The following is a 25455-nucleotide window of genomic DNA, read 5'->3' as shown; positions in this document are numbered from 1 at the left end:
TCCCAACACTCTGAAAAAAACAGCTGTTATACAGCTGTTTTTTTTATTTCTTAAGCCGATTCTTCATTTGTAACCGCATTCAAATTTGTTTCTGGATGCCAAATATAAAAATCTCCATCAGTTACTGATACGGGGCTGAAATTTAATTTATCCCAAAAACCAGCTGAATGAATACGCGCTATCGTTTTAATAGGAAATTGGAGTTGTTTCGCATGATTTACAAGCATTTGTCCGAATCCTTGTTTTTGAAAAGTTGGTAATACTTCAAGTTTATAAAGTTCTAGGTAAGGACCTGTAATTTCGAATGGTTCTCCGCCGTTTCTTTTCATATATAGACTCATACGTGCGATTAGTGATCCGCCATAATAAATACCGTAAAATGGAGATTCACTGTCGTTTTCAATAATGTTTGCTTGCAATTCTTCCAGCATAGATAGTTCCTGGGCTCCGCACCCTTTAAATTTTTTGAATTCATCTAACGTTTTATAATTGATGAGCAAGCGCTCAACTTTTGGGAATCCCATTACATCACATCCTTTTCTTATCTCGTTGAATGCAGAAAAGTAAAAATATTTATAATAATAGTATAACTCATTTTTTTATTTTTATGAAGAAGATAGTATATTTCTTTTATTATTTTTTTGAGGATTTGCTAAACTAAGAGTATAAGCGTATTAATAGGCAGTATATACATAGTGAAAAGTGAGAGTGTATTTGTTTGGCAGAGGACAACGAAATTATAGGGTGTGCTTATGTACTTTAAAAAGATATAAAAAAGGGGGGGAGGCAAGGGCGCTTAATGTGAATCCCTTGTGTGAAAATGAAAATTGGAATTGTCGGACCAGGTGCTATTGGTCTATTGTATACATTTTATTTACAAAAAAGTAACCAAGATGTTACGTTGTTTACAAGAACAGCTAAGCAAGCTGAAGAGTTAAATGAAACAGGTGTAACTTGTATTAGAGATGGAAGATGTGAAACAGTATATCCAGCTGTTTTACCGATAGAAAGTATGGTAGCGCAAAATTTAGATTATATATTTATTGCTGTGAAGCAATATCATATAGATGACATACTACCGTTTGTGGAAGGTGCATCATCATTAATCTTTTTGCAAAACGGAATGTCGCATCTTCCAAAGATGCTGCAAATAGGGAGTGAAAATATAGCTGTTGGTATTGTAGAACATGGTGCGAAAAAAGAGGGAGGGCACATCGTTCATCATACTGGAGTAGGTGTAACGAGATTTGGAGTGGTTTGTGGCCAATCTATACATTTTAAAAAAATATTTCATTCTTTTCCGGTTGCTTATTTTCCAGTTCAAATAGAAACAGATTGGGAAGAGATTATGCGCAAAAAATTAGTAGTAAATGTATGTATCAATCCGTTGACAGCGTTATTGGGAGTTAAGAATGGTGAATTAATCACGAATCGTTTTTTTTATCAAATGATGGAGCAAGTGTTTCAGGAGGTCGCATTTCTTATTAGAGGAGAAAAAGAAATGGTATGGCAAATGGTACGAAATGTGTGTGAAGGAACGTCTCGTAATACATCCTCTATGTTAGCGGATGTAAGAGCGAATAGACAGACGGAAATTAATGCGATTGTTGGGTATGTATTAGAAGAGGCTAAGAAACAGCAACGACCAGTTCCGATACTTCAATTTTTGTTCGATGCAATAAAGGGGTTAGAAACAAGAGTATAAGTGTTATTCTTTGCTTTTAAGTGAAACATTGACTACAATGTGGATTGGTGAGAGAACTGGATACGAAAGGAAGAATTATATGGAGATAAAAGAAATCTCTGTTCCGCAACAAGGTGTTGTAGCGGACTATATGAACGGTAAAAAAGAGATACAGTCATGTTTTGATTATATGTTAACAGAAGATGCTTTTAAACAACGTTTACATGATTTGCGTGAAAGGGAGTTTTTCCGCCAAGATTTAGTAGCGCATTTATTAGAATATAATACAAAATTACAAGCGGGAGAATCTACACTTCAAAATGTAAAAGCGCTTGGAGATGAAAATACATATGTTGTTATAGCTGGACAACAAGCGGGGTTATTAACTGGACCGCTTTATACAATTCATAAAGTTATTTCAATTTTACAGCTTGCAAAGGAAAAGGAAGAAAGTTTAGGAGTTAAAGTTGTCCCTGTCTTCTGGATTGCGGGTGAAGATCATGATATGGATGAGATTAACCATACTTTTGTAGCGAAAAATAAAAAGATGAAAAAAACTATTTTTTATGATCGTAATCCGAAAAAGGCGAGTGCTTCTGAGTCTGAACTTTCTGTTGAAGATTGTAGAAGTTGGATTGAAGAGATTTTTAAAACATACCCAGAAACAAATTTTACAAAGGATGTATTAAAATTTGTTGATGATGCTTTGAAAAAATCGAATACGTATGTAGATTTCTTTGCTCATCTTATTACGAAAATCTTTGCTAATTCTGGTTTAATCCTTGTTGATTCACATCATCCTGAATTAAGAAAGTTAGAAATTCCATTTTTTAAGCGAATTATAAGTAAGTATAAAGAGGTGCAAGAGGGGCTTCGTAATCAGCAGGAAGTAATTAAAGAACTAGGATACAAACCGATTATTGAAACGAAGTCTCATGCAGTGCATATATTCATGGAAATAGATAATGAACGAGTATTGCTTGAAGAGCATCAAGGTAAGTTTGTTGGAAAGGATGGGGCGCATTCCTTTTCATATGAAGAGTTGATTGAAGAAATGGAGAGAAATCCGGCACGTTTTAGTAATAATGTTGTAACGCGTCCTCTTATGCAAGAGTATGTATTTCCTACGCTCGCATTTATTGGAGGTCCAGGGGAATTAGCTTATTGGAGTGAATTACAACAAGTATTCCATACTGTCGGTTTTCAAATGCCACCTGTCGTTCCTCGTCTTACAATTACTTATGTGGAGAGAGATATAGCGACAGATTTATTCGATCTGCAATTGAGAGAAAGTGATCCGTTTTTAAATGATGTCGATAAACTGCGTGAAAACTGGTTGTCTAATCGAGTAGAGGAACCGATTGATGATCATTTTGAAAAGGCGAAAAAAGAAATTGCCGATATTCATATATCTTTACAGCAATTTGTAAAGAAAATAGAGCCAGGATTAGGTGCGTTTGCAGGGAAAAACGAATTGAAAATTAATGAACAAATTGAACTGCTGGAAAGAATGTTGAAAAGAAATGTTGAGAAAAAGTATGAGGTTCAGCTAAATAAATTCCGCCGTATACAATTCGCACTTCGTCCATTAGGTGCGCCGCAAGAACGTGTGTGGAATGTATGTTATTATTTAAATCAGTTTGGTTTGGATTTCGTTGATCGTGTAATGGAAAACCCTTTTTCTTGGGACGGAAAACATCATGTTATAAAACTATAAAATCTTGCTCTTTGGAGCAGGATTTTATTTTTATTCCGTTGAATTTACTGTGAAGTGATTTTTTTCTGAATTATCAATCAAAAAATTGTTGGATATGGTAATTGTGTTGGATACTTAAATATATGACAAAATAGCACAAAATGTAAACGTATTATTCGCTTTTTCGACAGTTTTTTATTTAAATTCCCGCAAAAGATGATAAAATTTAGTATATAATAAAAGAAAATAGCGATTTGTATAGTATGTTGCCTTTGTTGGTAAGTTAAATGAGTCGTTCTTTCGTATTATTTCATTCTCTAAGCGTGAAATATGTGCTTAGAGGAAGGGATACATTCAACATAATTAATTGGAAAAAGAGTAGGTGCAACAATGTTTAAACACGTAACAGTGCTTTTAAAGGAAACAGTAGACGGCTTAGATATAAAGCCAGATGGTACATATGTAGATTGTACACTGGGGGGAGGAGGACATAGTTCTTATTTATTATCCCAATTAACTGAAGGTGGAAAATTAATAGCGTTTGATCAAGATGAGATAGCGATTCAAAACGCGAAAGAAAAGTTCTCTTCATACGGTGAACAGTTTATAACAGTAAAGAGTAACTTCCGTTATTTAGCTGAAAAACTGCAAGAAATAGGTATAACAGAAGTAGACGGTATTTTATTTGATTTAGGTGTTTCATCCCCACAATTAGATACACCAGAACGAGGCTTTAGTTATCATCATGATGCACCGCTAGATATGCGGATGGATCAAGATGCCCCATTAACAGCGTATGATGTTGTAAATAGCTGGTCATATGAACAACTTGTAAGGATTTTCTTCCAATACGGTGAAGAGAAATTTTCAAAACAAATTGCAAGAAAAATTGAAGCTTATCGTGAGAATAAAGCTATTGAAACGACAGGAGAATTAGTAGAGCTAATTAAAGAAGGTATTCCGGCTCCTGCTCGTAGAACTGGTGGGCATCCTGCTAAGCGAGTGTTTCAGGCAATTCGTATAGCTGTAAATGATGAATTAAAAGTATTTGAAGAAGCATTGGAATCTGCTATTGAGGTGGTTAAGCCAGGTGGAAGGGTTAGTGTTATAACATTCCATTCATTGGAAGATCGTATTTGTAAAACAACGTTTAAGCGAAATAGTACAACGCCACAATTGCCGCCAGGATTACCGATTATTCCTGATGAATTTAAGCCGAAATTAAAGCTTATTACAAGAAAACCGATTTTACCTTCTGATATAGAGTTAGAAGAAAATAATCGTGCGCGTTCTGCGAAGTTGAGAATCGCTGAAAAACGATAAAAGGGAGAGAGAGGTATGACTAATTTAGCTGTAAAGTACAAACAACAAGCGCAAGAAGAGGTGCAAATTCAAACGCCCCCACAGCAGATGGCTAAGCCAAAGGTTAAAGCGAAAATTACAAGAATCGAAAAACTGTTGTATGTAGCGTTTATTGGCTTTTTATTATATGCCTGTGTCGCGTTTATTGGAAATAAAGCAGGCCTTTATCAAGTTAATGTAGAAGCAGCGACGATAGAAGAAAAAATTGTACAGCAGCAAAAAGAAAATCAAGAATTACAAGCTGAAGTAGAGAAGTTAAGTCGCTATGAACGAATCGCTGAAGTTGCAAAAAAACATGGGCTAGAAATTAATGCGAATAATGTGAAAGGCCTCAAATAAGGCAATAGGTGTGAAGGAACGATGAAGAAGAATATGACTAAATTTCATACCAATAAGGGAGCAGGTTATTTTATGATATTTTTCCTCCTGCTCTTTTTGCTGTTATTAGCCCGATTTTTTTACATACAATCAACAGGAACAGTTCATAATCAGGATTTAGATGCACTTGCTAAACAAAAGCATAGTAAAAAAGGAGTTCTTGAAGCGAACCGAGGAACCATTTATGATCAAAACGGTCATGTGTTAGCACAAGACGCAAACTCTTATAAAATAGTAGCTGCGCTAAAAGGTGCTAACTCTGTTGAGAATAAAGAAGATACTGCAAAGAAAATTGCAGGAGTACTTGGAAAAGGCGAAGAGGATATTTTAGCTTCTTTAAATAAGGAAGGTAGAAGTCAAGTCGAATTTGGAACGTTAGGCAAGGATTTGACGAAAGAAAAGAAGGAACAAATAGAAGCGTTGAAATTGCCGGGAATATCTTTTATTACAGAAAATGCAAGGGTGTATCCAAACGGTGATTTTGCATCTTACGTTATAGGTCATGCAAAACCAAATGAGAATGGAACCTCGGTAGGTCAATTTGGCATAGAAAAAAGCTTGGATAAATACTTAAGTGCTTCTAATGGAGAAGTAGCGTATACAGGTGATCGTAAAGGTGTATCCCTTGATGGTGGAAAAGTTAATGTAAAGGCACCTAAAAATGGAGATAACGCTTATTTAACAATTGATCAACGTGTCCAAAGTTATTTAGAAGACGCGATGAAAGCAGCAAGTAAGCAATATGAGCCAGAAAGTTTAATAGGGATTGTTGCAGATCCGAAAACCGGAAAAATATTAGCGATGTCTACTAAACCTAGTTATGACCCTAATGATCGTCAAATTAAATATTTCTTCAATGACGCAATTGCCAATGCATTTGAACCTGGATCAACAATGAAAATTTTCACGTTAGCGGCAGCTATTAATGAAGGTGTGTACAAAGGGCAAGATTATTATCAGTCCGGGACATATCAAGTCGGAAATAGGAAAATAAAAGATCATAACGGTGGTGCTGGTTGGGGCTCTATCACGTTTGATGAAGGGGTAGAGCGTTCTTCAAACGTAGCGTTTGCAATTTTAGGAGATCAAAAACTTGGTCCAGAACGTTTCCGAAAATATATTCATAGTTTTGGATTAGATGAAAAAACGAACATTGATTTATCAGGTGAAGGATCGAATACAATTTTATTTGATCAGCAAATACAACAAGTGACAACAGCTTTTGGACAAGGTTCCACTGTAACACCAATTCAGCTTGTACAAGCTGCAACGGCCATTGCAAATGATGGGAAAATGATGAAACCTTATGCAATTGATAAAATTGTAGATCCAATAACAGACAAAGTAAAATTAGAACATAAGCCAGAAGAAGTAGGAAAACCTGTTACAAAGGAAACAGCAGCGCAAGTAAGACAGTTATTAGAACGTGTTGTTACATCTCCGAAAGGTACAGGGACAGCTTATAAAATTGATGGATATTCAGTTGGTGGTAAAACAGGGACAGCGCAAATTCCGGATGGAAAAGGCGGCTATATGACAGGAAGACAGAATTATATATTCTCATTCTTAGGTATGGCACCAATGGACGACCCACAACTTGTTGTGTATGTAGCTGTTAAACAGCCGAAATTAAAAGATGATGAGAACGGTGCACAGCCTTTAGCTGATATTTTTAAATATGTAACAAAAAATAGTTTAGAGTATTTAAAGATTAAGCCAAATGAAGTGAAAGATCCGAAAAAACATCTGAAAGAACAACAAACTACTGTTCCGGATGTAACTGGTAAAACGATGGCTGAAGCGGGGAAAGCAATTGATAAAGCAAAACTTCGTCCAATCGTACTAGGTGAAGGGAAAGTACAGCAACAAGTACCAAAAGCGACTGAACAAACATTGAAAGGCGACCGAGTCTTCTTGGTAGGAGATAAGCCTACAATGCCAAATATACAAGGATGGGCACTGCGTGATGTTATGAATTTAGCGAAGACATTACAGCTTAACTTGAAGCCTTCTGGTACAGGATACGTAACAGAGCAAAGTGTGGCGGAAGGAACATTATTACAACCTGGTACAGAATTAGGTGTCACACTCGTACCGCCACTCGAACCACAACAAGAAGCAGAAAAGCCGTAATGGTAAAAGAGAAGAAGTTCTAATTAAATAAGTACAAGCATATATTGGAACAAGCTAGGCGTAAGGGAGGCTTGTTCCGATATGCGTGTATCAAATGTAACAGTTAGAAAACGACTTATTTTTATACTTATATCAGGTATACTTATTTTCACTATTATCGATATTCGTCTTGGATATGTGCAATTTTTTCTTGGGAATATGTTAACGGATCGTGCGAAAGATTCATGGAGTCGTAATATTACTTTTGAACCCGAACGTGGGAAAATTTTAGACCGAAATGGTGTGGAACTTGCCACGAATAAAAGTGCTCCAACTGTCTTTGTTGTACCGAGGCAAATTGAAAAACCAGCAGAGACTGCAGAGAAGTTAGCTGCAGTATTAGGTGTGGAAAAAGATGAGATTTATAAAAGAATTACAAAAAAAGAATCGATTGTAAGGTTAGATAAAGGCGGAAGGAAAATATCACATGACAAAGCGAAAGAAGTACGAGGATTAAGTTTGAAGGGCGTGTATATCGCAGAGGATTCTATCCGGTACTATCCATTTGGAAACTTTTTATCACATGTATTAGGTTTTGCAGGTAGCGATAACCAAGGTCTTATGGGGCTAGAAAAATATTATGATAAAGAGCTAAATGGGGACAAAGGTCATGTTCGTTTTTTTGCAGATGCGAAAGGACAAAGGATGCCTAATGTTGGTGATGATTTCAAAAAGCCAGAAGCCGGTTTGAATTTAGGATTAACAATCGATGCGCGTATTACAAGGATTATGGAAAGAGAAATGAATATTGCGGAGTCAACTTATAATCCAGACGGTATGATTGCAATTGCAATGAATCCTAAAAATGGTGAAATTTTAGGTATGTCTAGTCGGCCGAGTTTTGATCCAGCGGATTTTCAAAGTGTCTCTCCAGAAGTGTATAACAGAAATCTACCTGTGTGGAGTACGTATGAGCCTGGTTCAACATTTAAGATCATTACACTAGCTGCAGCATTGAATGAAAATTTAGTAGACTTAGAGAAGGATACGTTTTATGATGATGGAGCAGCTGAAGTCGGTGGAGCTAGATTGAAATGCTGGAAAGCAGGAGGTCATGGCAGTCAAACGTTTTTAGAAGTCGTTCAAAACTCATGTAACCCGGGATTTATTGAACTTGGTGATCGCCTTGGTAAAGACCGATTATTTAAATACATTCGTAATTTTGGTTTTGGGCAGAAGACTGGGATTGACTTGCAAGGTGAAGGCAGTGGGATTTTATTTAATTTAGATAAAGTTGGTCCAGTAGAGCAAGCGACAACTTCATTCGGCCAAGGGGTTTCTGTTACACCAATTCAACAAGTAGCAGCTGTAGCGGCGGCTGTAAATGGTGGAACATTGTATCAGCCGTATATAGCTAAGGAGTTTATTGATCCGAAAAATAATCAAGTTGTTAGTAAAAAGACACCTGTTGAGAAAAGAAAAGTTATTTCCAAGGAAACTTCAGAAAAAGTTCGTTATGCATTAGAGAATGTTGTAGCGAAAGGTTCTGGTAAAGGTGCTTATATTGATGGATATCGTGTAGGTGGAAAAACGGGTACTGCTCAAAAGGTGAAAGATGGTAAATATTTAGAGAATAATTATATTGTATCTTTTATCGGATTTGCTCCAGCGGATGATCCAGAGATTGTTGTGTATGTTGCTGTTGATAATCCAAAAGGGGTTACACAGTTTGGTGGAGTGGTAGCAGCTCCAATTGTCGGGAATATCCTTCGAGATGCGCTTCCTGTTATGGGAGTGAAACCGAGAAAAGAACAAGTTGAAAAAGAATATAAATGGGGCGATACACCAACTGTGGAAGTTCCGAATTTAATTGGAATGAAAAAGAAAGATTTACAAACACAACTCGTCGATTTGCAGCTTGATATAAGTGGAGATGGAGAGAAAGTAATTAAGCAATCACCAGAAGCGGGAGCTAAAGTAAAAGAAGGCTCAAAAATTAGAATTTACTTCGGGAATTAAAGGTAACATAGTACGTTTTATGGTACAATTGGTGGAAGTGAGTTCTTTATAGAACAGTTACTTAACTTGAGACAATAAGTGTCTCAGTCATAAATAGGCCAGTAGCACTTACCTCCTTATATAGGAGGTAATGTGTTGCTTACTGAAAAAAAGATAAATAAACAATGTAGAGAGGGTTTAGTGAAATGAAGTTGCATACACTTTTATCATGTTTGCATGATTTTCCAGTTGTTCCAAAAGAAAATCCAGAAATCACATCTATAGAAGCTGATTCACGTAAAGTGAAAGAAGGAAGCTTATTTGTATGTATGAAAGGACATACGGTTGATAGCCATGATTTTGCTAAGCAAGCAGCGGCACAAGGAGCGGCTGCTATTGTTGCGGAAAGACCAATTGATGTTGACGTTCCAGTTGTACTTGTGAAAAATACTTTTCGTTCGTTAGCGGTTTTAGCTGATTATTTTTATGGTCAACCGACACACAAGTTACATTTAATCGGAATTACAGGTACAAATGGAAAGACAACAACATCGCATATTATGGATGAGATTATGCGAGCACATGGTCATAAAACAGGGCTAATTGGAACGATTAATATGAAAATCGGTGATGAAACATTTGAGGTGAAAAATACAACACCAGATGCACTAACACTTCAACAGACGTTTTCAAAAATGGTTGAACAAGGTGTGGACAGCACGGTAATGGAAGTTTCGTCACATGCGTTAGATCTTGGTCGTGTACACGGATGTGATTACGATGTAGCGGTGTTTACGAACTTAACACAAGATCATTTAGACTATCATAAAACGATGGAAGAATATAAACATGCAAAAGGGTTACTATTTGCACAGCTTGGCAATAGTTATAATCATAATCGTGAAAAGTACGCTGTGCTGAATAGCGATGATAATGTAACAGAAGAGTATATGAGAAGTACTGCAGCAACTGTTGTAACATATGGTATTGATACAACAAGTGACATTATGGCAAAAAATATCGTTATGACGAGTGGCGGAACTACATTTACCCTTGTCACACCGTATGAAAGTGTAAATGTTACGATGAAATTAATAGGTAAATTTAATGTATATAACGTACTTGCAGCAACAGCAGCAGGACTTGTTTCGGGTGTGAAATTAGAAACAATCATTGCTGTTATAAAGGAACTAGCTGGGGTTCCAGGGCGTTTTGAAGTTGTTGATGGAGGACAAAATTATACAGTTATTGTTGATTACGCACATACGCCGGATAGTTTAGAAAATGTATTAAAAACTGCAAAACAATTTGCAAAAGGTGATGTGTATTGTATCGTTGGTTGTGGTGGCGATAGGGACCGAACGAAGAGACCGATAATGGCAAGTGTTGCAACAAAATATGCAACTCATGCAATTTACACATCAGATAATCCAAGAAGTGAAGATCCAGCGGCTATTTTAGATGATATGGTACATGGTGCAAGTGGAAATAATTATGAAGTGATTATTGATAGAAAAGAAGCGATACACCATGCAATCACTAAAGTGAAAGCAGATGATATCATTATTATTGCTGGTAAGGGTCATGAAACGTATCAAATTATTGGTAAAGAAGTTCATCATTTTGATGATCGAGAAGTTGCGAAAGAAGCAATTACAGGGCGTTTAAACAACGAAGAGTAACAACGTGAGAGGAGGACTACATGTGCTTGAGCAAGGTTTATTAGTAACGGCTGGGGTAGCATTCTTAATTTCTGTTGCCCTTTCGCCATTGTTTATTCCATTTTTAAGAAAATTAAAGTTCGGACAGAGTATTCGTGATGAGGGACCAAAGTCACATCAAAAAAAATCAGGGACACCGACAATGGGTGGTATCGTCATATACGTATCTATGATGGTAACTTCACTTATTATGGCGATTAAGTTTAATTATTTAGGTGCAGAGGTTTCGTTATTACTATTAGTGACGTTTGGTTACGGATTAATCGGATTTTTAGATGACTACATAAAGGTAGTTAAGAAGAGAAATCTTGGTTTAACATCAAAACAAAAATTAGTAGGGCAGCTTGTTATTGCTATTGCATTCTTTTTAATTGGAAAAGGGCAAGCGTTCCACACATACATCATGATTCCGGGAACGGATGTTAAGTTTGAATTAGGTTGGGCGTATTTTGTACTTGTACTATTTATGCTTATTGGTGGATCAAATGCAGTTAACTTAACTGACGGTTTAGATGGTTTATTATCAGGAACAGCTGCTATTGCATTTGGAGCATTTAGTATTATTGCTGTGGCACAAGAGCAATTTGGAGTAGCGATATTCTGTATGGCAGTGGTAGGAGCTGTACTTGGATTTTTAGTATTCAATGCGAATCCAGCAAAAGTGTTTATGGGAGATACAGGTTCATTAGCTTTAGGTGGAGCCATTGCAGCTGTAGCGATTTTATTAAAACAAGAATTGCTACTTGTAATTATTGGCGGAGTATTCGTCATGGAAACTTTATCGGTTATTATTCAGGTCATTTCATTTAAAACAACAGGAAAACGTGTCTTTAAAATGAGTCCATTACACCATCATTATGAATTATGTGGTTGGTCAGAGTGGCGTGTTGTTGTGACGTTTTGGTCTGCAGGATTTTTATTAGCTGTGTTAGGAATTTATATCGGGGTGTGGATGTAATTGAAAACTGTAACTGAATTTCAAAATAAGAATATTCTTGTATTAGGCATTGCAAAAAGTGGTTATGCAGCAGCTACATTGTTACAAAAGTTAGGGGCGAATGTCATTGTAAATGACGGAAAGCCTTTAGCAGACAATGTACTTGCTGCAGAATTACAAGCAAAAGGAATGGACGTTGTATGCGGTGGCCATCCTTTAGAATTATTAGAGAGAAATATTTCTCTTGTCGTTAAAAATCCAGGAATCCCGTATTCTAATCCAATATTAGTTGCTGCGAAAGAAAAGCAAATTCCAATTGTTACGGAAGTTGAATTAGCATATCGTATTTCAAAAGCGCCATTTGTTGGAATTACAGGATCTAATGGTAAAACGACGACAACAATGCTGACATTTGAAATGTTAAAAGAAGGACAAAAGCATCCTGTTATTGCAGGGAATATAGGAACTGTAGCTTGTGAAGTAGCACAGGATGCAAAAGAAAATGAAGTTGTAGTTACAGAACTTTCATCGTTCCAATTGATGGGAGTAGAATCGTTCCAACCTAAAATTGCAGCGTTCTTAAACTTATTTGAAGCCCACTTAGATTATCATGGGACGAAGAAGGAATATGGTTTAGCAAAAGCAAATGTTTTTAAAAACCAAACAGAAAACGATTATAGTGTAATAAACGTGGATGATGCAGATGTGATGGCTTTATCTGCGGATACTAAAGGTCAAAAAATCTTGTTTTCGACAACGAAAGAAATTGAAGAGGGCGCGTGTATAAAAGATAACGCTCTTTATTTCAAAGGTGAAAAAGTTGTTGAAGTAAGCGATATCGTTTTACCTGGTCAACATAATCTAGAAAATATTTTAGCTGCGATGAGTATTGCGAAATTATTAGGTACTTCTAATGAAGCAATTACGGTCGTGTTAAAACGTTTTACGGGTGTAAAACATCGTTTAGAATATGTAACAACGATTAACAACCGTAAGTTTTATAATGACTCAAAAGCAACGAATATGTTAGCGACTGAGAAAGCACTATCTGCGTTTACACAACCGATTGTGTTACTAGCAGGTGGGCTTGACCGCGGAAATGAATTCGATGATTTAATTCCGTATTTCAAAAATGTAAAAGCGATTGTAACATTTGGACAAACAGCTCCCAAACTAGTAAGAGCGGCAGAAAAAGCGGGATTAGATATAATTGAAAGTGTCGATACTTTAGATGAAGCAGTGGTGAAAGCTTATGCTCATTCTAAAGAAGGTGATGTTGTTCTTCTTTCTCCAGCGTGTGCAAGCTGGGATCAGTTTAAAACATTTGAAGAAAGAGGAGACATTTTTATACAAGCTGTGCATAAACTTATATAAAGTAAATCAAAACATCAGTAGGCTAACACCTACTGATGTTTTGTTACATAGGGCAAAAGGTTCTGCCTAAAGAGGTGGTGTTTGTGGGTAATGAAGAAAACGCCTGATTTTATGCTCATCATCGTAACACTTTCATTGTTGACAATCGGAATGATTATGGTTTATAGTGCGAGTGCAGTTTGGGCCTCTTATAAAATGGGGGACTCATTCTTTTTTGCAAAAAGACAATTACTGTTTGCGGGTCTTGGTGTAGTAGCTATGTTTTTTATTATGAAAATTGATTATTGGGTGTGGCGTACGTATTCAAAAGTAATTTTGCTAGTTTGCTTCATTCTTCTTATTCTCGTTCTTATTCCTGGAGTAGGTCTTGTTCGAGGAGGAGCACGAAGTTGGATTGGGATCGGAGCATTTTCGATTCAACCGTCAGAATTTATGAAGTTTGCGATGATTATTTTCTTGGCAAAGTTTTTAGCGGAACGGCAAAAATTGATTACATCTTTTAAACGTGGTTTATTACCGGCTCTTAGTTTTGTGTTTCTTGCTTTTGGGATGATTATGTTACAGCCAGACCTTGGGACAGGAACGGTAATGGTTGGGACATGTATCATTATGATATTTATTTCGGGAGCGAGGGTCTTTCACTTTGCAATGTTTGGTTTGATTGGTGTAGCAGGATTTGTAGGGTTAATTGCATCAGCACCGTATCGAATGAAACGCATTACATCATATTTAGATCCGTGGTCAGATCCGCTTGGAAGTGGATTTCAAATTATCCAATCATTACTCGCAATTGGACCTGGTGGATTATTTGGGCTTGGACTTGGACAAAGTAGACAAAAATTTCTTTATTTACCTGAACCACAAACTGACTTTATATTTGCGATCTTATCCGAGGAATTAGGTTTTATTGGTGGTTCATTTGTGTTATTATTATTTAGTCTATTATTATGGCGCGGGATTCGTATCGCATTAGGAGCGCCAGATTTATATGGTACGTTTTTAGCAGTAGGTATTGTGGCGATGATTGCGATTCAAGTAATGATTAATGTTGGTGTTGTAACAGGACTGATGCCTGTTACGGGTATTACCTTGCCGTTTTTAAGTTATGGTGGATCAAGTTTGACATTAATGTTAATGGCAGTAGGTGTATTATTAAATATAAGTCGCCATTCTCGCTACTAAACCCTGTTTATAAGACAGGGTTTTTCGTATGTGTGTAAAAATGCAATATGTATATAGAAATAAATATAATGGAAATAAGAAAGAGAAGCGGAGGAGTTAGTAGTGCGTGTATTAGTGAGTGGTGGGGGTACTGGTGGTCATATTTATCCAGCTCTTGCTTTAATTAGAGAAATAAAAAAGTTAAATCCAGAAGCAAGATTTTTATATATTGGTACGGAAAATGGACTAGAGAGTACAATCGTTCCAAAAGCAGGTATACCATTTCAATCTATTGTTATAAGTGGATTTAAACGAAAAATATCATTAGATAATGTGAAAACAGTAATGCGTTTTCTAAAAGGTGTACAGGATAGTAAACGATATATTCGTCGTTTTAATCCGGATATCGTAATTGGAACGGGTGGATATGTATGTGGACCAGTTGTATACGCTGCAGCCAAATTAGGTATTCCAACTATTGTACATGAACAAAATAGTGTACCAGGTGTAACGAACAAATTTTTAAGTCGTTATGTTGATAAAGTTGCTGTTTGTTTTGAAGCAGCTACAGAGCATTTTCCAGAGTCAAAAGTGGTAATGACAGGTAATCCGCGAGCATCAGAGGTAATGGATCAAAATGGAATGAAAGGGAAACGTTCAGTTGGGCTTTCTCTTCCTAAAAAGTCTGTACTTATATTTGGTGGAAGTCGTGGAGCTAGACCGATTAACGATGCCTTCGTTGAAGCAATTGAACAGTTTGGGAACAAAAGCTACGAAATACTATATGTAACAGGTGAAGTACATTATGACAAAGTGATGGAAGCCGTGAAGCAAAAAGGGAACCCGAACAATGTTATTATTAAGCCGTTCATTCATAATATGCCAGAGGTACTAACTGGTGTAGACCTTGTTGTTTCAAGGGCTGGGGCAACAACACTTGCAGAATTAACAGCGTTAGGAAAACCAAGTGTGTTAATACCGAGTCCGTACGTAACAAATAATCATCAGGAAAAGAATGCACGTTCAGTTGTTGATAAAGGAGCGGCAAAAATGTTACTTGAAAAAGATTTAACAGCTGAAACGCTTATTCGTGATATTGATGAGATTTTATTGGATGCACAAACATTACAAAATATGAAGCTAGCTGCTAAGCAACTAGGTATTCCAGATGCAGCAAATAAGCTGTATGAAGTAATGAATAAGCTTGTAAAAAAATAAAGTGAGGCTTTAATCAGTGGGGAGTGATTCTTTCTCGTTGATTATTACCTTTCACTAATCGGATGTTTACTGGCATCCCGATTCTCGCCTAACTTCTTTGTTACCGCCGAATTTTGATTTAGGAGCTGTACTGCCCGTAAATAGAGGGATAACGTTAGGTGAACGCCCTGCATATTATTGTCATAAGGAGACTTAATATGGGGGAGATTGTCTATGGAACAATTAGTAAATGAGCTTATAGAAGCAGACGTTGGTCGTGTTTTAGTTAATGAGTCGTTAGCACGTTATACAACTATGAAAATAGGTGGACCAGCGGATATTTTAATTGTGCCAAAGCATGTAGCCGGTATTGAAAAAACATTACAGTTAGTAAAGCAATACAAAACGAAGTGGACTGTAATTGGGCGCGGTTCAAACCTTCTTGTATCTGATCAAGGCATAGAAGGTGTTGTTATTCGTTTAGGAGAAGGATTAGATCACTTAGAGGTCGAAAAACATAAGGTAAGAGTTGGTAGTGGATATCCTCTTATTAAATTGTCAACTTTACTTAGTCGTCAAGGGTTAGCTGGATTGGAGTTTGCAAGCGGTATTCCAGGAAGTGTCGGTGGTGCAGTATATATGAATGCAGGTGCACATAAATCGGATATATCGAGTGTATTATCGAAGGCTCTCATTCTGTTTGAAGACGGTACAATTGACTGGTTAATGAATAAAGAACTGGAGTTTTCTTATCGGGCATCTGTATTGCAAACGAAACGTCCTGGTATTGTTTTAGAGGCGGAGTTTCAATTACAGGCGGGAAAACGTGAAGAAATTGTACGTAGCATGCAAAATAATAAAGATTACCGCCGTGAAACGCAACCATGGAATCACCCGTGTGCAGGAAGTGTATTTCGGAATCCAATCCCACATTTTGCAGGAGATTTAGTAGAAAAAGCAGGGCTTCGTGGTTATAGGATTGGTGGAGCTCAAATTTCTGAAATGCATGGCAATTTTATTGTTAATACCGGGGGAGCTTCAGCGCAAGATGTATTGTCCTTAATTGAATTAATAAAACATACAATTAAGGATAAATTTGATGTAGATATGCATACAGAAGTAGAAATCATTGGAAGATAACGGTTATTCGTTCCGCTCATTATCATTTATGTTATAATAAGAAGATAAGAACGGCATGAGGAACATGCCGTTCTTTATGTTACATAGGGGGATCGTACATGAATAATAGTAAAGTGATTAAACTACAAGATCGTGTACCAAAATTGAAAAATCAAAAGAAAAAAAACAAAAAAAATGTTAATCATCGATTGATTTTATACATATCAATTTTATTTTTATTAGTGCTCTTTTTAATTTATTTTCGGTCTCCGCTTAGTAATATAAAAAAGATTAGTGTGTTTGGAAATCACTATATGACGGATGAGCAAGTAATGAAGGATTCAGGCGTGACATATGATACAAGTTATTTCCGAGTGACAGCACATAAAGCTGAAGAAAACTTAACGAAGCGAAAAGAAATTAAAGCAGTAAATGTAAAAAAACGTTTTCCAAACAAGATTGATATTCATATCGAAGAATATTTAACGATTGGTTATATAAATAAAGAGGGAAAATTACAACCGTTATTAGAAAATGGAAAAACGCTTGATGTACTACCTAATGGAAAACTTCCTGTTGCAGCACCGATTTTCGAACCTTTTAAAGAAGAGAAAATGAAGGAGTTAATCGCTGAACTAGAAAAATTAACACCAGCTATTTTAAAATCTATTTCGGAGATTCGCTATTCACCAACGAATGCGAATGAAGATCATCTTACTTTATATATGAATGAAGGTTATGAAGTGAGCACTACGATTCAAAATTTTGCAAAACGTATGGAAGCCTATCCGCTTATTTTAAAAACAATTGAGCCAGGTAAGAAGGTATTAATTGACTTAGAAGTAGGTGCATATACGAAAGAATTAGGTGCGGAAGAAAAAAAAGAATAGAATGGTAGTTTTCGTTGATTATAGCAGAAAAAACGAAACGAATGTTCTATTATATGTATACGAATTTAGAAGAATGGTTCATTTGATGAAAAATATGTAAAAATTCTTAGATTCATACTAGTATTGGTACAAGTTTCACTTTTCTATGAGTACATCTTAGTGTAGACTTATACTTGGCGGTAAACTTTACACTCGAAATAGAATTATTTCAAGATAAGCAGTTATTCATAGTTTACTGCGATATTCTTAATTGAATGCTAAATAAAAATAAGAAAAATATAGGGTTAAAAAAGGGAAACGTATAAAGACGTTGAATATTTTTCTTATAAATAGTAAAGTTGCGATTGTTGTTCCATATATTGAGTTGTATGGTATAAATAAAGAAGGAGGTGCCAAAGAATGAACAGCAATGAAATATATGTTAGTCTTGACATCGGTACATCCAATGTTAAAGTCATCATTGGTGAAATGGTTAATGACAGCTTAAACATTATTGGTGTTGGAAATGTAAAATCAAATGGTTTAAAGAAGGGATCGATAGTTGATATAGACGAGACTGTTCGATCAATTAAAAAAGCAATTGAACAAGCTGAGCGCATGGTGGGAATCCACATTGAGCAAGTTGTAGTAGGTGTCAATGCAAACCAGGTACAGCTACTTCCTTGTCACGGAGTAGTCGCTGTTTCAAATGAAGATCGTGAAATCGGGAATGAAGATGTCTTACGCGTTCTAGATGCAGCACAAGTTGTGTCAATTGCTCCAGAACGTGAGTTTATTGATGTGGTACCTCGACAGTTCATCGTAGACGGTCTTGACGAGATTAACGATCCACGCGGGATGATCGGTGTAAGATTAGAAATGGAAGGTACACTTATTACAGGCTCGAGAACTTTACTACATAACCTACTTCGTTGTGTAGAAAAAGCAGGTCTTGAAATTGTTGATATTTGTCTTCAACCTTTAGCGGCTGCAACAGTTGCTATATCTTCAGATGAAAAAAATAGAGGAGTAGCCCTTGTTGATATGGGGGGAGGATCTACAACTTTATCTATTTTTAAAGATGGAGAGTTACAAGCGACGAGCGTATTACCATTAGGTGGAGACCATATAACGAAGGATATTGCGATTGGGTTGAAAACTTCAACAGAAAATGCAGATCAAATTAAGTTGAAATATGGACATGCTTTTTATGATACAGCATCTGAAGAAGAGATGTTTACGGTTCCTATTATGGGAAGTGATCAAACAGAACAATATTCTCAGTTGGAATTATCGGATATAATAGAGGCTCGTGTAGAGGAAATTTTAATGTTTGTTCAAGATGAAGTGCGTAAGTTAGGAGTAAAGCAAGTGGCTTCTGGTTATGTACTAACTGGTGGAATTGCTTCTATGCCAGGTGTTCTTGACCTTGCATATGATATTTTACATGAAAATGTTCGTGTAGCAACTCCTGATTATATTGGTGTGCGTGAGCCCCAATATACAAGTGGAGTTGGATTAATTAAACATTCTTATCAAAAAGCTAAATTACGTGGGAAAAATGTGCAGGAAAAGCAAGAGCATTTTGAACCAGTACCAGCACCAGCACCAACGCCGGTACAACAGCAACCTGCAAAACAAAAAACTCGTAATCAAAACAATAATAATCAAAATGATGACCGCATGATGTCAAAAGTAAAACGTGTATTCCGTTATTTATGGGATTAAAATTGGACACGAAAAATGAGGTTCTAGGGGGATTTCGACATGTTAGAGTTTGATACTACTCAAGATCAATTAGCGAATATAAAAGTTATCGGTGTCGGCGGTGGCGGAAACAATGCTGTAAACCGTATGATTGAACACGGTGTACAAGGTGTAGACTTTATCGCTGTGAACACTGATGCACAAGCATTAAATCTATCAAAAGCTGAAACGAAAATGCAAATTGGTGGAAAATTAACGCGTGGACTTGGTGCAGGCGCAAACCCTGAAGTAGGGAAAAAAGCTGCAGAAGAAAGTAAAGAACAGATCCAAGAAGCGCTTCGTGGTGCGGATATGGTCTTCGTAACTGCCGGTATGGGCGGTGGAACTGGAACTGGTGCAGCTCCAGTTGTTGCTCAAGTTGCAAAAGAATTAGGTGCTTTAACAGTTGGTGTTGTAACACGTCCATTTACTTTTGAAGGACGTAAGCGTGCGACGCAAGCAGCATCTGGTATTGCAGCATTTAAAGAAAATGTAGATACTCTTATTGTAATTCCAAATGATCGCTTATTAGAGATTGTTGATAAAAATACGCCAATGTTAGAAGCATTCCGTGAAGCTGATAACGTATTACGTCAAGGTGTTCAAGGTATTTCGGATTTAATTGCAACACCAGGTTTAATTAACTTAGACTTTGCAGACGTAAAGACAATTATGTCTAATAGAGGTTCTGCTTTAATGGGTATTGGTTCTGGTAACGGGGAAAATCGTGCTGCAGAAGCTGCGAAAAAAGCGATTTCTAGTCCATTACTAGAAACATCTATTGATGGAGCTCAAGGTGTTATCATGAACATTACGGGTGGCGCTAACTTAAGCTTATATGAAGTACAAGAAGCGGCAGATATCGTAGCTTCAGCTTCAGATCCAGAAGTAAATATGATCTTCGGTTCTGTTATTAACGAAGGATTAAAAGATGATATCGTTGTAACTGTAATTGCAACTGGTTTTGATGATAGCATTGCAACTCAACCACCAAAACCAATTATTCGTCCGAATGCGAACCACACGCAACAACAGCAACAACCAGTAGCTCAACCTTCAAAACAACGTGAAGTAAAGCGTGAAATGAAGCGTGAAGAGCCAGTTGTACATGAGCGTCATTCAGATTCAGATGATATCGATATTCCAGCATTTTTACGTAACCGTCGTAGACGATAAAAAAAGGAGCTTTCATGCTCCTTTTTTGTTTTTTAAATGGAAAAGACCTGCTAAGCAGGTCTTTTTTTATTTCGTATATTTCAATATATTTTGTTGGTGAAAATAAGAGTATATCATTCTATGAATTTGTACTTTTATTTTTTACCGACAGATTATGTCTAGAAATCACAAAATAACAAAAAAACACCTCCGCAAATTGACACACTTTCCTATTGGATATGCATTATACTAGTCTCAACTTGAAAAAAGAGGTGAATTGTTTGGTTGTTTACGCCGACGTTGTTTGGTTGTTAAACGCCTGCATTGATTTTCTTTTGCTTTTATTAACAGCTACCGTGTTAAAAAAGAAGATCAAAAGATGGAGGCTTGTGTTAGGGGCATTTATAGGTTCAACTATTGTTATTTTTGCCTTTACTCCTTTTGCTTCTATGATGATACATCCAATTATGAAACTACTGTACTCGTTACTTATTGTGTATACAGCATTTGGGTTTACAACATTTAGAAATTATGCACAAACTGTTTTTACTTTTTACTTTGTAACCTTTATGGTTGGCGGAGGATTAATTGGAACTCATTTCTTTTTGCAAACGAATGAAATGGTAAATGGATTGGTTCAATCTCAGTCAATTTCTTACGGCGATCCAATTAGTTGGTTATTTGTTATTTTTGGTTTTCCGGTAATTTATTATTTTTCTAAAAAGCGTATTGAAAGCGTAGAGGTCACGAAAATACACTATGACCAAATTGTAAAAGTAAAAATTCAATTAGCCGAAGAAGAACTAGAACTGGCAGGTCTTATTGACAGTGGGAACCAACTTTACGACCCATTAACAAAAACACCCGTTATGATTATGCATGTTTCATCATTAGAACATTGCTTACCATCTTGGTTAACAGAACAAATTTATTCCAAAACAGAAATTCCTCAAATACCAGAAAATGATTCTGGTTGGGCGACAAAATTACGTTTAATTCCTTTCCGTGCAGTAGGAGTAGAAAGTCAATTTTTGTGGGCAATTAAGCCTGACAGTGTGCAAGTTGATCATGAAGGTAGTTCTATTGTTGTAAACAAAGTATTAATTGGATTAAATACACAACAACTGTCTACTAATGGGGAGTATCAATGTATTGTGCATCCAAAAATGTTGATTTCACAAAAAATGGTGATCGCTTAATAATGAGAGGCGGGATAATATGATGAAATTAAAATTTTATTTAGTATACCTTTGGTATAAAGTATTGCTGAAATTAGGAATTAAGACCGATGAAATTTATTATATTGGTGGAAGTGAAGCGTTGCCACCACCGTTAACGAAAGAAGAAGAGGAAGTTCTTTTGAATAAATTGCCAAAAGGAGATCAGGCAGCAAGGTCATTACTTATTGAACGCAACTTAAGGCTCGTTGTATATATAGCAAGAAAGTTTGAAAATACAGGGATAAATATTGAAGATTTAATTAGTATAGGAACAATCGGCCTTATTAAAGCGGTAAATACATTTAATCCAGAAAAGAAAATAAAATTAGCAACATATGCATCGCGTTGTATAGAAAATGAAATTTTAATGCATTTACGTCGGAATAACAAAAATCGTTCGGAAGTTTCTTTTGATGAACCGCTAAACATTGATTGGGATGGGAATGAACTATTGTTGTCTGACGTGTTAGGTACAGATGATGATATTATTACAAAAGATTTAGAAGCTACTGTAGATCGTCACCTTTTAATGAAAGCATTACACCAATTAAATGATCGTGAAAAACAAATTATGGAACTTCGGTTTGGGCTTGCTGGAGGAGAGGAAAAGACGCAAAAAGATGTGGCGGATATGCTTGGGATTTCACAGTCATACATTTCGCGTTTAGAAAAAAGAATTATAAAAAGATTACGAAAAGAATTTAATAAAATGGTGTGAAGAATAAGACCAGCCGTTATGTAGGCTGGTCTTATTCTATTTAGTTGTATTAGGAAAGATAATTTAAATGAAAAATAGTGAAAAAACCATATGCATAAAATCCCCTTCAAAGGAAATACTTTACACTGTACAGCAACTCCCGATAGGAGGGAACACTTTGACGAGAAACAAAGTAGAAATTTGCGGTGTTGATACAGCTAAACTTCCAGTATTAAAAAATGAAGAGATGCGTAAATTATTTCGTGAAATGCAAAGTGGAGAGATAAGCGCAAGAGAAAAATTAGTGAATGGAAACTTACGTCTTGTACTGAGCGTCATCCAAAGATTTAATAACAGAGGAGAATATGTTGACGATTTATTCCAAGTTGGTTGCATCGGACTTATGAAATCAATTGATAATTTTGATTTAGGCCAAAATGTAAAATTTTCAACGTATGCTGTGCCGATGATTATTGGGGAAATACGCAGATATTTGCGTGATAATAATCCGATTCGCGTATCGCGCTCATTGCGAGATATTGCGTATAAAGCTTTGCAAGTAAGAGAGAAGTTAATTGCAGAAAATTCAAAAGAACCAACAGCAATGGATATTGCAAAAGTGCTAGAAGTAACTCATGAAGAGATAGTATTTGCTTTAGATGCGATTCAAGATCCAGTTTCATTATTTGAACCGATTTATAATGATGGAGGAGATCCTATCTTTGTTATGGATCAGTTAAGTGATGAAAAACAAAAGGACGAGCAGTGGGTTGAAGAACTAGCATTGAAAGAAGGAATGAAGCGTTTAAATGATCGAGAGAAAATGATTATTAGAAAACGTTTCTTCCAAGGAAAGACACAGATGGAAGTTGCAGAAGAAATTGGGATTTCCCAAGCGCAAGTATCACGTTTAGAGAAGTCAGCCATTAAACAAATGAATAAAACGATTCAAGGATAAGGTCTCACCAATTATGGTGAGACCTTTTTATATGTAATATGGTTTGTGCTCATAGTAGGGGATTAGTGTTCATATAATGAAACTAGCATGGTGTTTCGTATAGGTGGCTTCCTGTAAATATGAGAAACAGCTTCCAATTCGTCATATAAGGGGGAGAGGGTAAAAATGGTGATACGAATTTCAGAGTTACAGATGAAGGATGTTATAAATATTTCAGATGGAAAAAGGATTGGGAATATTGGAGATATTGAAATTGATATGAACACAGGGCAAGTTTGTTCTGTTATTATTTCCAAACAGACACGTATGCTAGGTATTTTTGGAAAAGATGTTGAGATTGTAATTCCTTGGAAGGAAATTGTGAAAATTGGGGAGGATGTCATACTTGTAAGAGTAGATCCTGTTAATACTGTAACAGAATCAATACAAACACCGACAATTTCATAAAGAATATTACAAATTCCTCTTTTTTTTCTGTTAGGATTATGAAAAAATAAAAGTATGGTAAAATAGACAGGAAGTACCATGCTTTTTTCTGTTATTTTAATTAAAAGGAGCCGCTTTATTATGAGAGAACCATTTAAATATGTGGACGGTATACTGTATTTACAAGCGTGGAAAGAACTTGGAAACATTACTGCTGGATTTACGACAAAAGATGGTGGGATAAGTACGGGCTCCTTTCATGCGATGAATTTAGGATTACATGTGAATGATATCGTGGAGAACGTTCATGAAAACAGACGCATTTTAGCAAATAAGTTACAAAAACCATTAGAAAACTGGATTTGCTCTGAACAAGTTCATGATCATCATGTTGAAAAAGTAGGGCAACAGGAAAAAGGAAGTGGCGTTTATTCATATGAGGACGGCATTTCAAAAACAGATGGCATTTATACGAGTAATGAAGATGTTCTGTTAACGTCTTGTTACGCGGATTGTGTTCCGCTCTATTTTTATGCACCATCACATGGTATGATAGGACTTGCGCATGCTGGATGGAAAGGCACTGTACAAGAGATTGCAAAGGAAATGATTCAAAAGTGGAATGCAGAAGGTATTTCAAGTGATGAAATTCATGTTGCAATTGGACCGTCGATTGGATCTTGTTGTTATGTTGTGGATGATCGTGTATTAACAGCAGCACAGAAAGTAATTAACGGTGCTGTTCCTCATCAAAAAATTTCTGACGGGCAGTACGCAATTAATTTAAAAGAAATTAATCGTATATTATGTGTACAAGCAGGCATAAAAGAAGAGCATATTGTAATGTCATCTCTTTGTACAAGCTGTGAAGAGCAACTATTTTTCTCTCATCGTCGTGATCAAGGTAAGACAGGAAGAATGTTGAGTTTCATAGGTTTTAAGGAGGAAGGAAGCAAGTGACAGTACAAGAAAATTTAGTAATTGTAAACGAAGCTATTAAAGAATCTTGCGTTCGAGCTGGACGTTCGTTGCAAGATATTAAACTTGTTGCAGTGACAAAAACTGTAGGGATTGAAAAAACAAACGAAGTAATTGAAACTGGAATTATCGATTTAGGTGAAAATAGAAATGAAGGTTTCTTACAGAAATATGAGCATTTCGGTTCAAAAGTTAATTGGCACTTTATTGGCTCATTACAAACGAGAAAAGTAAAAGAAATCATTAATGAAATTGATTATTTACATTCGTTAGATCGTCTTTCCCTGGCGAAAGAAATTCAGAAACGTGCTGATAAGAAAGTGAAATGCTTTATTCAAGTGAAAACCTCATCTGAAGAATCGAAGCAAGGATTAGCAATAGAAGAGGTTGTTTCTTTTATTCAAAGTTTGCAAGAATTCGATAAAATTGAAGTGGTTGGACTAATGACGATGGCTCCATTTACAGAAGAAGAGGAAGAAATCAGACGCTGTTTTAAGGAATTACGTATGTTGCAAACAAAGGTGCAGGAGCTAGAGTTATTACATGCGCCATGTAAAGAATTATCAATGGGAATGTCCAACGATTACACGATTGCAATTGAAGAAGGGGCTACATATATTCGTTTGGGAACGATTTTAGTAGGAAAAGCGTAAAAGGAAGGAGAATC

General features: G+C 36.2%; 22 protein-coding genes. 21 read left to right on the top strand and 1 reads right to left on the bottom strand.

Features of this window, described 5'->3' with window-relative positions:
* Positions 1-50: 50 nt before the first annotated feature.
* The gene (locus DN400_RS20545; protein WP_000506690.1) at positions 51-524 is read right to left on the bottom strand and encodes an N-acetyltransferase; all 474 of its coding nucleotides are present in this window, start codon (positions 522-524) and stop codon (positions 51-53) included.
* Positions 525-820: 296 nt separating this feature from the next.
* Here DN400_RS20545 and panE point away from each other — a divergent pair, with 296 nt between their 5' ends.
* From panE to DN400_RS20440, 21 genes are all read left to right on the top strand, one after another.
* Positions 821-1705: a 2-dehydropantoate 2-reductase gene (gene panE, locus DN400_RS20540; RefSeq protein WP_002094123.1), complete on the top strand. Its 885-nt coding sequence runs from the start codon at positions 821-823 to the stop codon at positions 1703-1705.
* 79 nt (positions 1706-1784) lie between these two features.
* Positions 1785-3401, top strand: a complete 1617-nt coding sequence (gene bshC, locus DN400_RS20535) for a bacillithiol biosynthesis cysteine-adding enzyme BshC (RefSeq protein WP_000403042.1) — start codon at positions 1785-1787, stop codon at positions 3399-3401.
* A 369-nt stretch (positions 3402-3770) separates the two neighbouring features.
* A complete protein-coding gene (rsmH, locus tag DN400_RS20530; protein ID WP_086410077.1) occupies positions 3771-4703 on the top strand; it encodes a 16S rRNA (cytosine(1402)-N(4))-methyltransferase RsmH in 933 nt (310 codons plus the stop codon).
* A gap of 15 nt (positions 4704-4718) precedes the next feature.
* A complete protein-coding gene (gene ftsL, locus DN400_RS20525) occupies positions 4719-5081 on the top strand; it encodes a cell division protein FtsL (protein ID WP_000182804.1) in 363 nt (120 codons plus the stop codon).
* A 21-nt stretch (positions 5082-5102) separates the two neighbouring features.
* Positions 5103-7253 (top strand): penicillin-binding protein, encoded by a 2151-nt coding sequence (locus DN400_RS20520; RefSeq protein WP_000739955.1) that lies wholly within the window; start codon positions 5103-5105, stop codon positions 7251-7253.
* Positions 7254-7334: 81 nt separating this feature from the next.
* Positions 7335-9251, top strand: a complete 1917-nt coding sequence (locus DN400_RS20515) for a stage V sporulation protein D (RefSeq protein ID WP_001266235.1) — start codon at positions 7335-7337, stop codon at positions 9249-9251.
* Between the two features lie 185 nt (positions 9252-9436).
* Complete coding sequence (gene murE, locus DN400_RS20510; protein ID WP_147801899.1) at positions 9437-10912, top strand: UDP-N-acetylmuramoyl-L-alanyl-D-glutamate--2,6-diaminopimelate ligase; 1476 nt, start codon at positions 9437-9439, stop codon at positions 10910-10912.
* Positions 10913-10934: 22 nt separating this feature from the next.
* A complete protein-coding gene (mraY, locus tag DN400_RS20505; RefSeq protein WP_000893060.1) occupies positions 10935-11909 on the top strand; it encodes a phospho-N-acetylmuramoyl-pentapeptide-transferase in 975 nt (324 codons plus the stop codon).
* Positions 11910-13262 carry a UDP-N-acetylmuramoyl-L-alanine--D-glutamate ligase gene (gene murD / locus DN400_RS20500; RefSeq protein WP_147801898.1) on the top strand — a complete coding sequence of 451 codons (1353 nt, stop codon included), beginning with the start codon at positions 11910-11912 and terminating at the stop codon, positions 13260-13262.
* Between the two features lie 90 nt (positions 13263-13352).
* A complete protein-coding gene (spoVE, locus tag DN400_RS20495) occupies positions 13353-14444 on the top strand; it encodes a stage V sporulation protein E (protein ID WP_000753524.1) in 1092 nt (363 codons plus the stop codon).
* A gap of 102 nt (positions 14445-14546) precedes the next feature.
* On the top strand, positions 14547-15641 hold the full coding sequence (gene murG, locus DN400_RS20490) for an undecaprenyldiphospho-muramoylpentapeptide beta-N-acetylglucosaminyltransferase (protein ID WP_024927913.1): 1095 nt from the start codon (positions 14547-14549) through the stop codon (positions 15639-15641).
* A 213-nt stretch (positions 15642-15854) separates the two neighbouring features.
* Positions 15855-16760, top strand: a complete 906-nt coding sequence (gene murB, locus DN400_RS20485) for a UDP-N-acetylmuramate dehydrogenase (RefSeq protein WP_000437027.1) — start codon at positions 15855-15857, stop codon at positions 16758-16760.
* Positions 16761-16858: 98 nt separating this feature from the next.
* Positions 16859-17629, top strand: a complete 771-nt coding sequence (gene divIB, locus DN400_RS20480) for a cell division protein DivIB (protein WP_001065789.1) — start codon at positions 16859-16861, stop codon at positions 17627-17629.
* A 399-nt stretch (positions 17630-18028) separates the two neighbouring features.
* Positions 18029-19336, top strand: coding sequence for a cell division protein FtsA (gene ftsA / locus DN400_RS20475; protein ID WP_001087557.1), 1308 nt, complete (start codon positions 18029-18031; stop codon positions 19334-19336).
* 39 nt (positions 19337-19375) lie between these two features.
* Positions 19376-20530, top strand: coding sequence for a cell division protein FtsZ (gene ftsZ / locus DN400_RS20470; RefSeq protein WP_000888984.1), 1155 nt, complete (start codon positions 19376-19378; stop codon positions 20528-20530).
* A gap of 260 nt (positions 20531-20790) precedes the next feature.
* The gene (gene spoIIGA / locus DN400_RS20465) at positions 20791-21708 is read left to right on the top strand and encodes a sigma-E processing peptidase SpoIIGA (protein WP_147801897.1); all 918 of its coding nucleotides are present in this window, start codon (positions 20791-20793) and stop codon (positions 21706-21708) included.
* Between the two features lie 19 nt (positions 21709-21727).
* Positions 21728-22447, top strand: a complete 720-nt coding sequence (gene sigE / locus DN400_RS20460) for an RNA polymerase sporulation sigma factor SigE (protein ID WP_000976948.1) — start codon at positions 21728-21730, stop codon at positions 22445-22447.
* Between the two features lie 157 nt (positions 22448-22604).
* Positions 22605-23384: an RNA polymerase sporulation sigma factor SigG gene (sigG, locus tag DN400_RS20455; protein ID WP_000197755.1), complete on the top strand. Its 780-nt coding sequence runs from the start codon at positions 22605-22607 to the stop codon at positions 23382-23384.
* A 165-nt stretch (positions 23385-23549) separates the two neighbouring features.
* A complete protein-coding gene (locus tag DN400_RS20450; RefSeq protein ID WP_000236749.1) occupies positions 23550-23831 on the top strand; it encodes a YlmC/YmxH family sporulation protein in 282 nt (93 codons plus the stop codon).
* A 120-nt stretch (positions 23832-23951) separates the two neighbouring features.
* Positions 23952-24770, top strand: a complete 819-nt coding sequence (gene pgeF, locus DN400_RS20445; RefSeq protein ID WP_001209012.1) for a peptidoglycan editing factor PgeF — start codon at positions 23952-23954, stop codon at positions 24768-24770.
* Positions 24767-25441: a YggS family pyridoxal phosphate-dependent enzyme gene (locus tag DN400_RS20440; protein ID WP_000218011.1), complete on the top strand. Its 675-nt coding sequence runs from the start codon at positions 24767-24769 to the stop codon at positions 25439-25441. Before pgeF ends, DN400_RS20440 begins: the two co-directional genes overlap by 4 nt.
* The last annotated feature ends 14 nt before the right edge of the window (positions 25442-25455 follow it).

It is taken from the genome of Bacillus sp. AR8-1 (assembly GCF_008042345.1).
Taxonomy (GTDB): Bacteria; Bacillota; Bacilli; order Bacillales; family Bacillaceae_G; genus Bacillus_A; species Bacillus_A cereus.
This window is presented reverse-complemented; position numbering and strand designations above follow the sequence as displayed.

Coding starts and splice junctions, on each gene's coding strand:
- DN400_RS20545 (WP_000506690.1), bottom strand. CDS start 524: ATGGGATTCCCAAAAGTTGAGCGCTTGCTCATCAATTATAAAACGTTA.
- panE (WP_002094123.1), top strand. CDS start 821: ATGAAAATTGGAATTGTCGGACCAGGTGCTATTGGTCTATTGTATACA.
- bshC (WP_000403042.1), top strand. CDS start 1,785: ATGGAGATAAAAGAAATCTCTGTTCCGCAACAAGGTGTTGTAGCGGAC.
- rsmH (WP_086410077.1), top strand. CDS start 3,771: ATGTTTAAACACGTAACAGTGCTTTTAAAGGAAACAGTAGACGGCTTA.
- ftsL (WP_000182804.1), top strand. CDS start 4,719: ATGACTAATTTAGCTGTAAAGTACAAACAACAAGCGCAAGAAGAGGTG.
- DN400_RS20520 (WP_000739955.1), top strand. CDS start 5,103: ATGAAGAAGAATATGACTAAATTTCATACCAATAAGGGAGCAGGTTAT.
- DN400_RS20515 (WP_001266235.1), top strand. CDS start 7,335: ATGCGTGTATCAAATGTAACAGTTAGAAAACGACTTATTTTTATACTT.
- murE (WP_147801899.1), top strand. CDS start 9,437: ATGAAGTTGCATACACTTTTATCATGTTTGCATGATTTTCCAGTTGTT.
- spoVE (WP_000753524.1), top strand. CDS start 13,353: ATGAAGAAAACGCCTGATTTTATGCTCATCATCGTAACACTTTCATTG.
- murB (WP_000437027.1), top strand. CDS start 15,855: ATGGAACAATTAGTAAATGAGCTTATAGAAGCAGACGTTGGTCGTGTT.
- divIB (WP_001065789.1), top strand. CDS start 16,859: ATGAATAATAGTAAAGTGATTAAACTACAAGATCGTGTACCAAAATTG.
- ftsA (WP_001087557.1), top strand. CDS start 18,029: ATGAACAGCAATGAAATATATGTTAGTCTTGACATCGGTACATCCAAT.
- ftsZ (WP_000888984.1), top strand. CDS start 19,376: ATGTTAGAGTTTGATACTACTCAAGATCAATTAGCGAATATAAAAGTT.
- sigE (WP_000976948.1), top strand. CDS start 21,728: ATGATGAAATTAAAATTTTATTTAGTATACCTTTGGTATAAAGTATTG.
- DN400_RS20450 (WP_000236749.1), top strand. CDS start 23,550: ATGGTGATACGAATTTCAGAGTTACAGATGAAGGATGTTATAAATATT.
- pgeF (WP_001209012.1), top strand. CDS start 23,952: ATGAGAGAACCATTTAAATATGTGGACGGTATACTGTATTTACAAGCG.